This is a genomic window from Candidatus Woesearchaeota archaeon (assembly GCA_018302225.1).
Classification (GTDB): Archaea; Nanobdellota; Nanobdellia; order SCGC-AAA011-G17; family JAGVZY01; genus JAGVZY01.
Genome location: JAGVZY010000010.1, coordinates 42559 through 56718, shown reverse-complemented (window position 1 = coordinate 56718; position 14160 = coordinate 42559). Strand labels below are relative to the sequence as shown.

At 28.6% G+C, this 14160-nt stretch carries 19 protein-coding genes and 3 tRNA genes; 12 read left to right on the top strand and 10 right to left on the bottom strand.

Features of this window, described 5'->3' with window-relative positions:
• Position 1: 1 nt before the first annotated feature.
• Positions 2-556 carry a hypothetical protein gene (locus J4403_02410; protein ID MBS3167034.1) on the bottom strand — a complete coding sequence of 185 codons (555 nt, stop codon included), beginning with the start codon at positions 554-556 and terminating at the stop codon, positions 2-4.
• 117 nt (positions 557-673) lie between these two features.
• Between J4403_02410 and J4403_02405 the strand changes: the two genes are divergently transcribed.
• The 3 genes from J4403_02405 (at position 674) to J4403_02395 (ending at position 1986) form a co-directional block, all read left to right on the top strand.
• Positions 674-746 (top strand) — tRNA-Asn (locus J4403_02405).
• Between the two features lie 3 nt (positions 747-749).
• Positions 750-823: transfer RNA gene (locus J4403_02400), tRNA-Ile, on the top strand.
• 20 nt (positions 824-843) lie between these two features.
• A complete protein-coding gene (locus J4403_02395; GenBank protein MBS3167033.1) occupies positions 844-1986 on the top strand; it encodes a DUF362 domain-containing protein in 1143 nt (380 codons plus the stop codon).
• A gap of 2 nt (positions 1987-1988) precedes the next feature.
• Here the strand turns inward: J4403_02395 and metG are convergent, their stop codons facing one another.
• Positions 1989-3980: a methionine--tRNA ligase gene (gene metG, locus J4403_02390; GenBank protein MBS3167032.1), complete on the bottom strand. Its 1992-nt coding sequence runs from the start codon at positions 3978-3980 to the stop codon at positions 1989-1991.
• Positions 3981-4058: 78 nt separating this feature from the next.
• Between metG and J4403_02385 the strand changes: the two genes are divergently transcribed.
• Together J4403_02385 and J4403_02380 are read left to right on the top strand one after the other, a co-directional pair.
• Positions 4059-4130 (top strand) — tRNA-Gly (locus J4403_02385).
• A gap of 32 nt (positions 4131-4162) precedes the next feature.
• Entirely contained in the window at positions 4163-4960 is a 798-nt protein-coding gene (locus J4403_02380) for a rhomboid family intramembrane serine protease (GenBank protein MBS3167031.1), read from the top strand.
• Here J4403_02380 and J4403_02375 read toward each other — a convergent pair.
• Both J4403_02375 and J4403_02370 read right to left on the bottom strand, forming a co-directional pair.
• Positions 4949-5641: a hypothetical protein gene (locus tag J4403_02375; protein ID MBS3167030.1), complete on the bottom strand. Its 693-nt coding sequence runs from the start codon at positions 5639-5641 to the stop codon at positions 4949-4951. The genes J4403_02380 and J4403_02375 overlap by 12 nt on opposite strands.
• Positions 5638-6693: a radical SAM protein gene (locus J4403_02370; protein ID MBS3167029.1), complete on the bottom strand. Its 1056-nt coding sequence runs from the start codon at positions 6691-6693 to the stop codon at positions 5638-5640. The genes J4403_02375 and J4403_02370 overlap by 4 nt, the downstream gene beginning before the upstream one ends.
• A gap of 90 nt (positions 6694-6783) precedes the next feature.
• Here J4403_02370 and J4403_02365 point away from each other — a divergent pair, with 90 nt between their 5' ends.
• On the top strand, positions 6784-7989 hold the full coding sequence (locus tag J4403_02365; protein MBS3167028.1) for an MFS transporter: 1206 nt from the start codon (positions 6784-6786) through the stop codon (positions 7987-7989).
• On the opposite strand, the gene J4403_02360 is transcribed toward J4403_02365, so the two are convergent.
• Positions 7966-8238: a GIY-YIG nuclease family protein gene (locus tag J4403_02360; protein MBS3167027.1), complete on the bottom strand. Its 273-nt coding sequence runs from the start codon at positions 8236-8238 to the stop codon at positions 7966-7968. The genes J4403_02365 and J4403_02360 overlap by 24 nt on opposite strands.
• Before the next feature lie 178 nt (positions 8239-8416).
• Here J4403_02360 and J4403_02355 point away from each other — a divergent pair, with 178 nt between their 5' ends.
• Positions 8417-8578 (top strand): hypothetical protein, encoded by a 162-nt coding sequence (locus tag J4403_02355; GenBank protein ID MBS3167026.1) that lies wholly within the window; start codon positions 8417-8419, stop codon positions 8576-8578.
• Between the two features lie 113 nt (positions 8579-8691).
• On the opposite strand, the gene J4403_02350 is transcribed toward J4403_02355, so the two are convergent.
• The 3 genes from J4403_02350 to J4403_02340 are packed head-to-tail and all read right to left on the bottom strand — an operon-like array spanning position 8692 to position 9509.
• Entirely contained in the window at positions 8692-8904 is a 213-nt protein-coding gene (locus J4403_02350; protein ID MBS3167025.1) for a hypothetical protein, read from the bottom strand.
• Between the two features lie 34 nt (positions 8905-8938).
• Entirely contained in the window at positions 8939-9328 is a 390-nt protein-coding gene (locus J4403_02345) for a hypothetical protein (protein MBS3167024.1), read from the bottom strand.
• Position 9329: 1 nt separating this feature from the next.
• On the bottom strand, positions 9330-9509 hold the full coding sequence (locus J4403_02340) for a hypothetical protein (GenBank protein ID MBS3167023.1): 180 nt from the start codon (positions 9507-9509) through the stop codon (positions 9330-9332).
• A 205-nt stretch (positions 9510-9714) separates the two neighbouring features.
• On the opposite strand from J4403_02340, the gene J4403_02335 reads away from it, so the two are divergent.
• Positions 9715-10407, top strand: a complete 693-nt coding sequence (locus J4403_02335; protein MBS3167022.1) for a hypothetical protein — start codon at positions 9715-9717, stop codon at positions 10405-10407.
• 315 nt (positions 10408-10722) lie between these two features.
• On the opposite strand, the gene J4403_02330 is transcribed toward J4403_02335, so the two are convergent.
• Together J4403_02330 and J4403_02325 are read right to left on the bottom strand one after the other, a co-directional pair.
• Positions 10723-11196 carry a HEPN domain-containing protein gene (locus J4403_02330; GenBank protein ID MBS3167021.1) on the bottom strand — a complete coding sequence of 158 codons (474 nt, stop codon included), beginning with the start codon at positions 11194-11196 and terminating at the stop codon, positions 10723-10725.
• On the bottom strand, positions 11180-11800 hold the full coding sequence (locus J4403_02325) for a nucleotidyltransferase domain-containing protein (GenBank protein ID MBS3167020.1): 621 nt from the start codon (positions 11798-11800) through the stop codon (positions 11180-11182). Before J4403_02325 ends, J4403_02330 begins: the two co-directional genes overlap by 17 nt.
• Before the next feature lie 138 nt (positions 11801-11938).
• Here J4403_02325 and J4403_02320 point away from each other — a divergent pair, with 138 nt between their 5' ends.
• From J4403_02320 to J4403_02305, 4 genes are all read left to right on the top strand, one after another.
• Positions 11939-12520, top strand: coding sequence for a hypothetical protein (locus J4403_02320; protein ID MBS3167019.1), 582 nt, complete (start codon positions 11939-11941; stop codon positions 12518-12520).
• A gap of 344 nt (positions 12521-12864) precedes the next feature.
• Entirely contained in the window at positions 12865-13344 is a 480-nt protein-coding gene (gene tnpA / locus J4403_02315; GenBank protein MBS3167018.1) for an IS200/IS605 family transposase, read from the top strand.
• Positions 13345-13540: 196 nt separating this feature from the next.
• Entirely contained in the window at positions 13541-13768 is a 228-nt protein-coding gene (locus tag J4403_02310) for a DUF2683 family protein (protein ID MBS3167017.1), read from the top strand.
• Complete coding sequence (locus tag J4403_02305) at positions 13768-14034, top strand: hypothetical protein (GenBank protein ID MBS3167016.1); 267 nt, start codon at positions 13768-13770, stop codon at positions 14032-14034. The genes J4403_02310 and J4403_02305 overlap by 1 nt, the downstream gene beginning before the upstream one ends.
• Positions 14035-14160 lie beyond the last annotated feature (126 nt).

The window sequence follows — 14160 nt, the reverse complement described above, 5'->3', positions numbered from 1 at the left end:
CTTAATTTTTTTGGAATATAAAAAGTTTTGGGTTAGAATGTTTTGTTAAACGTAAAAAAAGATACTTTAAACCTTCTTTTGTTGAGAAGTTTGAGTTTACATAAGGCTCAAAAAGATGAATTTTTTCAATTAAACTTAAGCTTGAAGGTATAACTCTTTTGAATACTGCTTTTAAAATGTCTTCATCTCTGTGTCCTGATGCAAGGCTAAATAATGAAGTAGAATAAACTATTTTGTTAAGCAAATTTTGATTGTTTTGATAATATAAAGAAATGTTTTGAATTCCGTTTGAAATATAATTTAAGAAATCTTCCTTGTTTTTTGTGGGTGATCGTAGATAATTATTTTCTATTAAACTGGTGTCTATGCTTCTTGAAAAAAGAATTAGATTCTGGATATATTGGTCAGGTTTTTTTGTTTTAGAAATAGTAGTTTTTATAGTCTTTCTTATTTTCTTTCTTTGTTGTAAGTCGTCTTTAAAAAATGAAGATAAGTAAGTTTTGTATAAGTGGTATATATTTTCCCTATTAATTTGAGTTATTTTTGAATAAGACATTTGTTCAAGTAGGGAATTAAGCTTAATAAAACTAATCTAAGTAAGGTTTATAACTTGATGGGGGCATATTTTCATAGAAAAGCTTTTAAAGGTTTTCGGAGTGTTTTAAGTCTAGATGCCTTCGTAGCTCAGTAGGTAGAGCACCTGACTGTTAATCAGGTGGTCGGAAGTTCGAGTCTTCCCGAAGGCGTAGGGTTCCGTAGCTTAGCCTGATAGAGCACTCGACTGATAATCGAGAGGTCCGGAGTTTAAATCTCCGCGGGACCACTATAAAAAAGAGGGTGAAAATGGAAAAAGTTTCAATTGTTGAATGTGAATCTTATAATCAAAAAGAAGTTGATAATGCAGTTAGAAAAGCTCTATTAGATATTCAATTTGAGTTTAAATTTGGTTCTAAAGTTTTAATCAAACCTAATTTGTTGACTTCTGCAACTCCTAAACAAGCGATAACAACACATCCTGCAATTGTTGAAGCAGTTTGTAAACTTCTTAAAACAAAAAAGTGTAAAATTACTATTGCCGAAAGTACGGGATTTTTTACACAAGAAAAACATTTACTTTTTGGGAAAACCGGGATGGAAGATATTGCTAAAAAGTATGGTGCTGAATTGTTATTATTAGAAAAAGTTGCACCCTTAACACATAAAGCGAAATATCAGAGTATGGATATTGAATTACCTAATCTATTTGATAAATATAATTTAATTATTAATATTCCAAAACTTAAAACGCATATGCTTGCACAATATACGGGTGCAATGAAAAACCTTTATGGTTTTGTTCCAGGTGGTTTGAAACAAAAATACCATTCTGTAGGTAGAAGTTCCATAAGATTTCATCAGATACTTTTAGATATATATAATATTATTCAACCCCAAATAAATATTATGGATGGGGTAATGGGATTAGAGGGTGATGGTCCTGGTACTGGTGGAGTTCCAAAAAAGGCAGGAATGATAATTGCTTCAAGAAATGGTGCCGCCTTAGATTGCGTTGCTTCAGAGTCAATGGGTTTTAAATTGGATAATATTCCTTTATTGAGATTAGCAAAAGGTCATCATCTTATTCCTGAATATGAAATTATTGGTAAGAAAAAAGTTGTAAATTTTAAGAAACCTATGGTTCACAAGGGAAAAATTTTAACTGCGATTTATCATACTATTTTTGCAGGAGATATAGCCGATCCGTATGTTATTGAAGAAAAATGTACGCGATGTGGAACTTGCGCACGAGTTTGTCCTGTTAAATGTATTACATTAAAACCTTATCCAGAGTGGGATTATAAAAAATGTATACACTGCTACTGTTGTCATGAAAATTGTCCGTATAAAGCAATTGGTTTAAGAAAATCTTTTTTAGGAAAAATGGGGCTTAAATTAAAAGTAATGTATGATAAAATAATGAATAAATTAAACAAAAGAAAAAAATAGATTTAAGAAACTGATGAGCCGTTTGAAACTTCCTTGTCTGTAGTTAAGAGACTTAAGTTTTCTTTATCTAGGGAAGCTAATATCATCCCATTACTCTCTATACCTCTTAATTTAATAGGTTCTAAGTTTGCAACTACAATTACCTTTTGTCCAATAATTGCTTTTGGATTATAATAATTTTTTATTCCTGCAACTATAGTTCTTGGATTTTCTTCACCTAAATCTATTTTTAAAACCATTAATTTGTCTGCATTTGGATGCGGTTTTGCTTCTAGGATTTCTCCAACTTTTAAGTCTATTTTCTTAAAATCTTCATATTTTACCAATTTAGATTCACCTCTTTGTGTTGGTTTTGGATTATTTGTTTTTATTCTATATTCTGTAACTTTAGATGTTATTTGTTTTAAAGATTCTAATTTTTTATCATCTATTTTTTCAAATAATATCTTGGGTTCACTTATTTTTGTAATATTAAATTCTTTTATTTTGCTCCAATCTTTTTCATTACAATTCAAGAATGAAAGTATTTTCTTTGAAGTTTCTGGAAGGTAAGGTTGCGAGATTAAACCTAAGATTTTAATTAAGTTTATACAATTAAATAAAACATCTTTATCTTTTGATTTCCAAGGTTCTTTAGATTGGAAGTATTTGTTACCTATATCAGAGAGTTTTAAAATTTCTCTTAGTGCTTCTCTTAATTCTACTTTTTCATAAAGTGAGATAATTTTATCAACTTGTTCTGAAACTTGTTTGTGAAATTTTTCATCTACTTTTCCTTTTATTTCGGAACCATAAGTTTTGTAAGTAAAACTTAAAGTTCTGTTTATATAATTTGAGAAGTTGCTAATTAAATCATTATTTATCCAATCTCTAAAATCATTCCAAATAAAATCTGTATCTCCAGTTTCTGGAATTACTAATGAATCATAGAATCTCCAGTAATCTGATGAAAGGCCAGTATTTTTTAAATTTTCACAGAATACTCCGTGAGATTTGCTTTTTGAGAATTTTGAACCTTCATAATTAAGATATTGTAAACCTACAACATTGTAAGGTAAATTGAATGAGCCTTCTGCAATTAATTCTCCTGGGAAAAGTAAGGTGTGGAAAGGAATATTATCTTTTCCTATAAAATGGTAGATTTTTGAATCCTTGTTTTTCCAGTATAATTCCCAATCTTTTGTGCATTCTTTCGTTGAGCTGATATAGCCTATTGCTGCTTCTGCCCAAACGTAGATTTTTAATGCTTCATACCCTTTTATAGGTACCGAGATGCCCCAGTTTAATTCTCTTGTTACATCTCTTGATTTTAATCCTTCTTTTATCCAAGAGAGGGCAATACTTGAGACTTGTTTTCTCCAGTGTGTTTGTTTTTTAATCCAGGATTCTAATTTAGGTGATAATTTTTCTAAGTCTAGGAAAAGATGTTTTACTTCTTTGAAAATTATTGTGTTTTGATTACAAACTGCACATTTTGGATTTATTAGTGAAGTTGGTTCTAGTAATGAACTACATTTTTCACATTGATCTCCACGTGCTGATTCATATCCGCAATTAGGACATTTTCCAACAATATATCTATCTGCTAGTGATCTTAAACAATGTTGACAAAAAGGAACTTTTATCGTTTTTTCTATTAAATATTTATTTTTATACATTTCTTTGAAAAATTCTTGAACTGTGTTGTGATGAACTTTTTTACTCGTTCTTGAAAAATTATCATAAGAAATATTAAACCAGTCGTAAATTTCTTTGTGAATCTTATAGAAAAAATCACATAGCTCTTGACAAGATACACCTAATTGTTGAGCTGCGATTTCTGAGGCAGTTCCGTGTTCATCTGTTCCACCAATTAGCAAAGTTTCATAACCTTGAAGCCTGCAATATCTAGCAAAAATGTCTGCTGGTAAGTGAGAGCCCACTATATTTCCTATATGTGGAACATTGTTTGTATATGGCAGAGCTGCAGTGATTAATCTTCTTTCTTTTGTCATAATTATAACTTATAAAGACAGATTTTTAAAGTTTTGGTTGGAAAGTTAAATAAATATAGCTTTTTTTAGAGATATTGTGCGGTTTTAGTCTAATGGTTATGATTCAGGCTTCCCAAGCCTGCTGTACGGGTTCAAATCCCGTAAACCGCATAGTTATTAAATAAGTTTGTTTTAATTGAATTATGCCTGAGATAAAATCAGAATCAAAATTATTATTAGATTTAGTATTGCATATTTTATTAACACCTATAGTTTTTTTTCAGATTATTTTTGGTAAAAAACAATTTAAAGATTTATTTAGACCCTTTCATGATATATATCTGTTTCTATTTGATGCTAAGTTTACAAGTTTTATTGTTATTTTAACTATTTTAATAAGTGTATTTGCTTGGTTGTTTTTGCCTGAGGAAATATTTAGTTTGCTTTTGAATTATCCTCAAGATTTGTTAGATTATACAAGATGGTTTTCTTTGATTTCTAGTGGTTTTATTCACGCAAATTTGATCCATTTGTTTGGAAATATGCTTGCACTTTTTATTTTTGGTAAGGTTTTAGAAAGAAGAATAGGGACTAAAAAGACAATTTGGATTTATTTGGGAGCAATGTTGATTAGTAGTATTGGAGATTCTTTAATTGGATTGTCTTTAAGTTCTACAGGTGGTAGTTCGGGTGCATCTGGTGCAATAATGGGTTTAGTTGCTGCCGCAATTTTATTTGAACCGTTATATATTACTTATCAGTTGTTGATACCTTTACCTATAATGGTTGTGGGCTGGCTGTCTATTTATGCTGATTTTTCAGGAATATTAAATCCGAGTGGAGATGGAGTAGCACGTTTTGCACATGCTTTTGGTTATTTATCAATTTTAATGATTATGTTTTTCTTTAGTGGAGAAGAAAAATCTAAATTAAAAAAAGGATTTTATATAAATTTAATTTCATTGGGTATTTTTGGTTTGATTTATTTTTTATTTTTGTAAGATAATTGTTCTAGAAAAACCGATTACTTGTAACCATTCTTCAAAGTTAAGTTCAAAACACTTTTTATTTAAGAATTTTAAATTAGGCATTTTTTCTTTTGCTTGTTTTTGAGTATATCCTTTTTTAGTTAGTGCATATTCAATTGCATTTTTTAACTTTTTAGTATTTTGTAGGTATATTAAACCAAATGCAGTTGGTTCTTTTGGAGTTATTTTGATCAAAACACTTTCTGTTTTTGGAAGGGGTAAAAAGTCCTCTTTGTTAATTTCTTTTAGAATTTCTATATTAAAGAAATCTTTGATTACATAATTTAGAACACCTTTTTCTATAAAATTTCTTGGAATCATAAAAATTCCTTGTTTAAATTTAGTCTTAATTAGTTTGTTAAATAAAGATTCGCAAATGTAATAAGGAAGATTTCCTAGGATTATATCAAAATTATTTAAATTATATTTTAGTGCATTTGTATTAATAAAATTAACATTTTTAATCTTAGCTTTTAAAAGTTTGAATAAATCTTGATCTATTTCTAAAGAAGTAATTTTTCCATTTAAGAATTGAGTAAGTTCTCCATGTCCTGCACCAATTTCTAAAACTTTATCTTTCTTTTTAGTTAGGTTTCCAATATATTTTAAAACTTCTTTGTTAATCATAAAATGTTGGTCATATTGTACTGTCATAGGTATGTAACCTCTATTTCTGTTTTTTCTGCTGTTGGATATTGTTCTATAATTGCAAGTTTATATTGTTTTAGTTTATCTTTTAATTCTAAAACAATCCAATCTCCAGTTAATATTCTTTTGTTTTTATTATCCATTTCTAGAAGTTTTTTAGGTACTTTAAATTTTTTAATAAGTAGATTATAGGTTGTTTTAGGGTTTTTAGTGTAAATTGCACCATGTTTAAGCATACCTTCTTTTGTTATTAAATCATAAGGTTTTGCAGTGCTTTGAGCGTATTTGATTATTCTATTTGTGAATTGAATTTTATCTTTTAATTTTGCAGTACATAGATGGATATTATAATGTTTATTTTTACAATACTTTAAAATTTTTAATCCCAATTTTTCACTTCCTTTTACTGCAAATGAATCTTTTGATTTTATTTTAAAGCCCATTTTAATCAAAGCATCAGAATTTGTATCTGAAACTTCAAGTTCATTTAAATTTAGAAAATCGACTTTATCATCTATAAAATCACATAATTGTTTGATTTCTTTTTCTTTATTTGGTAAAAGAGGAATTTCTACACCTATACCCCATTTGAATTTATTTGCTAAGGAAATTTTATTCCATAATCTATTTGAATCTAGAGATGGATGAAATCTAATTTCATCTAAGCCCACTTGATTTAGTTGTTTTAAATTGCTTTCATTTACTAATTCTAAAGGTGTGTATAAATGAATATGGAATTTATTTTTGAATGTTTTTTTTAAGAATTTTATTAATTTTGTCGTTCTTTTAATTTTCATTAAAGGATCCCCACCAGTAATACCACAACCTAAAGAATTTCCTTTTTTTGTTTCTTCTAAGATTTTTTTTAGATTATTAGTTTTAAGCTCATTGATGTAAAAAACATCTTTGTTAAATTTCTTTTCTGAGATTGGACAAAAATAACAATGTTTGTGGCATAAGCCTGTTATGAACAAAACCATTTTTTGACCTTTTATGCATAATTGACAGCCTTTGGCTAAATTCCCTTTTTTCCAGGAGTAATATTTAGTTTTTTGCATATTTAGTTTAAATTAAGAGAGATATATAAAGGTTTATAAATAAAAATGTTTTTAAAGACTGTATCTTTAATTTAATTAAAAGAGGTTGAAATGAGAGTACTAAAACATTATTATGCAAATTTCTATAAATATTTTAAGTCAGATTTGTCTAAATTAGAGTTTTCTATCTGGTTGTATACTATTGGAGTAAGTTTAGTAAGCATATTTATTCCGATTTTATTATTAAGTGCGGGATTTCCATTAAAGCAAGTCATTTTGTTTCTGATTATTTTTAATGCAACTGATGTTGCACTTAATTTTTTAGCAAGAAAATTTGTTATTTGGTATGGTGCAAAGAAAACAATTATTATCGCAATTATTGCGCATATAGGAAGTTTTTTGTTATTATATCCCACTAACTATGACTGGCCCTTGTTGGTTGCATTGGCAATTTGTCTAGCTATAGCAGATTCATTTTATTGGGTTGCACACTGGTTTGTATTTAATGAATGTGTTCATCCAAGGGCTGGAGTCGGAAAACAAGTTGGATTTTTAATGGTTGTAAGGCAGACAGGAGGTTTAGTTGCTCCTTTAGTGGGTGCTGGTTTTTTAATATTTTTAAATAAACAATATTTAGTTATTTTAAGTAGTTTAATGTTATTGACTTCTTTAATTCCTTTATCTAGAATAAAAATGGATCATTTGAAGCCTAAGGTGGTTGATGGGGTTTTTGATTTTTTAAAACAAACTAAAAATAGAATAAATTTGTTGACAATTTTCTTTTTAGGTATAGATTATACTGTTGAATATACGATTATTCCTATATTTGTTTTTATAACTTTTTTAAGTTTTGAAAGTGTAGGTATAATGCCTACAATAATTGCGATTGTAGCTATGTCTACGACTATTGTTATAGGTAAGTTAGCCGATAAATGGGGCAAATCTAAATTTATTATTTTAGGTGCATTTTGGATTGCAATAATTTGGTTATTAAGAATACAAAATATTTCAGAATTGACAAGAATCTTTTTGTATGTGACACTAGTCTTTGCTGAATTAGGTGTATTATTTATTATGGTGCCTTTGGATGCTAGGTTAGTTAAAGATAGACATCAAAAATCTCTTTTAGATACTTCAACTTATAGGAATTTTGGTTATATGTTTGCACATGCGGTTACTTTGACTGTTTTGTATTTTGCCGCAAATGTTTTCGAAATGGCTTTTGTTTTGGCTTTATTAGCTATAACTAGTTTAGGAATATTAAACTGGATATTTATAGATTATAATAACAAATCAAATAATGGGATTAAGACTTAGATTTTTTAAAAATTTTAATTTTTCATGTTTTGGAAGTTGTTTAATTAAATATTCTTTTTTGCATGCATCTGATTTGTCTTTGCATTTGGAGGAGGTGATTAAATGGTTAAATCCTTTTCTTTTTACATATTTACTTCCTTTTCCAGATTGATGGGTTTTCATTCTTTTTTCTAGGTTGTTTGTGACACCAGTGTAATAAGAACCATCAAGACATTCTAGAATGTAAATATACCAAGTTGTTTTAGTCATTTCAATTCAAAAGAAAAGGTTTTTAATAAACTTATCTTTTAATAATTTATGATTAAAATAGTTTTCATTAGAAGAGTTTCTGCTGTTGGAAAACTACTATTATTAAAGAAGCTGGTTCGATAGTTTAAAAGCTAATACTTATAAACTTGATTAATAATTTAATTTTTGGTGGTAAAATATGGCGGCAAGTCTTAAAGCACAGAAAAAAATGCAATTGGATTATAATGTAGATAGAGCAATTTATAATGGTTTTGTTAAAGTATGCGCACAGAAAGGATTTGCTCCTGCTGTGGTAGTTGAAAGATTGATTAAAAAATATACTGAAACTGGACAGATTTAATTTTTTCTTTTTATAAAATTCGTTTCGTCAGACAGTGAGCCTGTTGTGTGATGTAGGAGAGACCCCCGGATGCGTGACATTCGAGGGAAGGTTTTTTTCGATATCTGAATTAACTAAATTCCAATTGTTGGGAGCTCTTTCCAAATGTAGAGATAGGTAATTGTGCCCATAATAACAAAGTCTAGAACTAAAATAAAAATTATATTTTTGGTAGTTGGGGCGTTGGACATTGAAAAGATTAGACCCAAACCAATTATTAATCCTATTAAATAAAATAAGGTAAATACCCATAAGGTCTTTTTTAATTTTCTTTTATTTTGAATCATATTATTTACTTCTTTTTTTATTCAAATAACTTCACTATTTCTTCTGTAGAGTATATTTTATAATCTTTTTTTGCAATTTAAGCTTTTTATCTTGACTCCAAATGGGGCATTTAATTTTCAATGCCAAGGCAAAATAATCAATATCATCTGGATCTGGGCTTATTTTTTTAGCGGCCATAATAAATCTTTCAGTTTCTTCATTACTAATAGTATTTATTCTCTTTTTCAATATATTCGTCAAATTATTAAAATCTTCAGAATTTCTTTGTGTTTTTTCTATAATTTCTGATTTATGTTTTTCAAATTCTTCAAAAATATATTCTGGAGTAAAAAGATGAAATTCATTTTTAAAAATAAGTTCTTCGGTCTTTCCTTGTTTAATTAAAATAGAAAAAAGAATATTAGCATCTACGATTAAGTCCATTTTAGACGGAGTACCTTCTTTTTGCCAAACTTTTATTTAACTTTTTACCCCATTCTAAAGTATCTCTTTCTGTAACTATACTTTTTGCTTTAAACTTTTTGATGAATTCTAAATCGTTTATTTTTTCGTCAAATGCTTGCCTTGCAACAGCACTCCAATTAATTTCATTGAATAAATCCATCTTTTGTTTTAATTCTACGGGAATAGCTAATGTTACATTTACCATATTTATCGCCTTGTGTATTATGTGTTAATACGTGTATGTATGTGTAGATATTTAAAGGTTTCGGTTGGGTTGGTTGTTAGAGATACCTCGGAGTTCTATTCAAATCTCACGGATAGGGTTTTTAGATTAGTTTTATAAAGCTTGAATCATTTTTTAAATTATGAACTTACCCCTTACAGATTCAGAAGTGAATAATGCCTTGAATTTAAGAGGCTTTGAAGAACATCCAGTTATAACTCTTTTGAATAACTATCAAATAAAGATAATTGATATTGCTAAAAATTTAAAGGAAAAGAATAATTCTGAAGCTCAGGATTATATTTGTGCTAACTTAGGGGATTTTGCGGACGAAGTGGAAAGAATTAATGATTTTAACTTTGAATCTTTAGAAATTATTGCGATTTGGTCTAAGTTAGATAAAATTAATTTAAATTCGAGATATATTAATTATAATATAGCTAAAATTTTAAGTTCTTCTTATGGTATTGTTACCTTAGGATCTGAATGGAAAGGAACGCCGAGAAGTTTATTACAAAAAGGAGATTATCCTGTTGGGGCATTAAAATCTGAAAAGCAAGTTCAATTATATACTCAAAGATTAAGTAGGATAGATAGATCTTTAGAAGAAATAGATTTTTATAGAACTGGAAGCAAATTGAGCTTTGAAGAACTGTCTCAAAGAATTAAGAACAATGATCCATTAATAGAAGATGAGATTAATAAAATCTCGGCAAGAGAGAAGTTGCCACAAATGAAGGTTTTAGGTTATATTCATGAAAACTTTGGAAATGGTTATATTCCTCTTTATGTAATTCTTAATAGACAACTTGCAGAAATTAAATTAACTAAATAAAATTTATAAGCTTAATATCTACATTTAATTTCTCTTTTATTTTCAACTTTCTCCTGCCACGTTTTGAATGTGTGCGTAGATTCTAAAATTTAGGTAATAATTTACTTGCACTAAAAAAAGATGCGACACGTTGGCCTTGTGGCGGAATTCTCAGCTCAAAATCCACTTTTTGAGGTATTTTTTTATTTCGGCTTTCATATTTAGAATTTAAGGAGTTGTGAGGAAATGGTTCCTCGAATGTCACGCGAGTGTTTATAGTCCCGTCAGCTTATTTAGAAGAAATATGACTTGGGAGACTGTGGCAAAATAAGGCTATTATTTCTCACATAATCTAAATATATTCTTAAAAAATATTTGTGCATTTTTTATACTTTCTTGCGCAGGTTCTTGATTTGCTTGAGGTATTCTTCTATAAGTGAACTTTCCTCTTTTTCCTTTTTCTAGTTCAAATATATTTAGAAGCGTATCTGCTTTGATAAGCATACTTTGATAGATTCTGAGTAATTCTACATCAATTATACCTTTGTTTACGAGCTTTGAGAATTCTTCAAAGGTTTTTCTATGTTCTTCAGGCGCCAGAGTCTTTATATTCTTTAATAAAAGATAAGCTTTTGCAGCATAAAATATTGAATAGTAAGCATGAGAAATAGCTGCGCTATAATAAGTATCTTCTTTCATTTCAAACACTTCAATTTGTAGTTTCTTATTATCACTTATTTTTTGAACTATCATTGAAAGGTTTAATTCGTTCTGAGCTCGTGCAAGATAAATTTTATATCCTAAATCCATGATCCCTCCCTTCTTTGATTATTTCATAAAATATCCTATTATTATAATAAGCTAAATGTTTTCGTGCTATTTGTTTTCCTAAGTTTTCTTCTTTATTTGTAAGCATTTCAATCATCTCTGATTTTGGGATAATATGTGCATCTATTTCAATTGTACTTTTTAATTTTGCACTATTCACTAAAGCTTCTATTTGCTTTTTATTGTTTTCCTTTTCAATAAAAATTGCAATATCTAAATCCGAGTTATCCTTTTGTTGATTTATAGCATAAGAACCAAAGATAACTAAGGAATAAAATGGGGTGTTTTCAGTAATTTCTTTTTTTAAGGTTTCCAGAGAAAGTTTAGCTAAATGGGGAAGTTTGGATAAACTCCATAATTCGAGATAAGAAAAGGTTAAATCTTTGTTTAAATTAAGGGTTAGAAGACCAGATTTTCCAACTTTTTTTTCAATTAGGACTTCTTCTTTTTTTAATAGGTTGATAGTTAAAGCTAGAGCATTATTAGACTTTTCTTTTAGTTCTTTTTTTATTTCGTTTCGGGTATGTTCTACAAAAGGTTTACTTGCGAATATCCCAAATATTTTGAATTGTTTTTGAGTTATCATATTAACCACTTTATTGGGTTATATAAACCAAGATATTGGTTATTTATATATCTTTCGGTTTTAGTTGGTCAGAGATACCTTGGAGTGTTATTTATATATCTAGATTAGTTTTATAAGTTTAAATATTAATAATTAGATATGCAAGAGTTTGTATTTTTATATCCTATTCCAGAGATAATAAACTTTGAATTGGGGTGTAAGCGCTGGATGAATGTAAAAGAACCTGATTTGTTTAAACAAAAATATAAACTTCTTTTAAACCAATGTATAGATTTGAGATATAGGCAAAAAGGTTTTAATATAAATTATGCCCTTTTTAATGATACTACCCTTTCAGATATGATTGAACTTCATGAATCGGATAAGATTCTAAACGTAGGGATGGATTTTAAAACTCATACTACAAAAAAATCTGATGGAACTTATTCCTATCCTAATCAAGATTATATAATTAATCAATTAGGTATAGTTAAAGTAATTAGAATCGCTGGATTTCATATGTGGGATTGTGTTGAAAAATTAGCCAAAAGATCTTATGAACGGGGGTTAAATGTTTTAGTTGATGAAGACTTAACAGAATTTTTTACCTTTTTGATTAATAAACCGAATTTTGATGTAAATAAATTTCCTAATTATCTTCCTGATAAGAAAGACAAACTTAGCTTTGAATTATTTATGGAGGTAAGAAAAGAGAGACCTTGGTTGTGGCAGGACTATTAATTTTCTTGAAGATCTAGATTCAATAAATTCTTCTTTTATCTTAAAATTTATTCCGCCACGTTTTTAATGTGTGCGTAGATTCTAAAATTTAGGTAATAATTTACTTGCACTAAAAAAAGATGCGACACGTTGGCCTTGTGGCGGAACTTTTTGAGGTATTTTTTATTTCGGCTTTTATACCTTTTAGCACAAGAACACTCATACCTTTAGGTCTGAGATGAATTGCGTAAAGTATTTCTTCTAAAACATACTAAAATGTAACGTAGCGTTGACGCTACGCTACTTGAAAGAAACCAATTAGTGTAAGCTGTCTTTCTATAAAAACTTTGCGTCGGGAGAAAAAAATGAAAAACGAATTAGTTAAAACGGGCTCAACTGTAGGAGAAAGTAATCTACACTTGCAGATTACTCCTGCATACAGGAGAGACGTATTTGCGAATAAGAAGGTTTTTGAATTAACAAAGAAATATCTCCTTGAAAAATCAGAAAAGCTTGGTCTTGTAATTCCTGCTATAGACTTTGGACCAGACCATGGACATATTTTTATTAGTAATTGGAAGAAGCATAGTATAGAAAAAATAGTCAGAGAGCTAAAAGGTTTCTCATCTTATATGATAAGAAAATATCATAAAGATTTACTTAAAAATAAGTTATGGGGTAAAAAATTCTGGAGTGCGGGATATTTTTATAGAACTGTTGATGCAGTTACAAAAGATTCCGTAAGATTCTATGTTGAACATAGCCAAAAGAAACATTGGAAAGCAGTTGATTATCAGTATTATAAATATGGAAAAGAACAATTAAGATTAGCTCAATTTAACTAATGACGCTCAGCACTTTAGTGCTGAGTAGTTCACATTTAGAATTTAAGGGGCTGTGGACAAATGGTCCCTAGAATGTCACGCGAGTGTTTATAGCCCTGTCAGGTTATCTATGGGAAACATGACTTGAGAGGGACTGTGGCAAAAATTACAGAAAGATTTATATATAAGACATATATACTTATATACGTGATGTAATATGGTACAAGCTGTGATAAATATAGACGAAAATACTAACAGGGTGTTAAACATAGTAAAAGCAAAATTTGGTTTAAGAGATAAGTCTCAGGCAATAAACATAGTCGTAACTGAATATGAACAACTTTCTTTAGAACCTGAATTAAGGCCTGAATATAAAATCAAATTAGCTAAAATTATAAAAGGAAAGCATTTTTCTCGTGAGGAATTAGAAAAAGAGGTATCTTAATGTACAAAGATTGCTATAGTGAAGAGATTGTAAAAAAGTTAGCTAAGCTCAAAAAGAAAGATAATACGCATTATTTTCAAGTTAGAAAAAAGATTGATTCTATTTTAGAAAATCCTAATCATAGTTATAAATTTTTAACTTATGATATGAAAAGCTTGAATAGAGTCCACATAGGACATTTTGTTTTAGTTTTTAAAGTAGATCATCAAAATCAGACAATTTTTTTTGAAGATTACGATCATCACGATTTAATTTATAGGGATTAAATTTTTGTCCTCGATTTAATTAGGGTAAGGCTAATAAGTGTTTTTTTGGGTTGGTTCGTCAGGGGGTGAGCCTATGATGTGATGTAGGAGGGACCATCGAAATATACTCTAAAAAATAGAAAGATT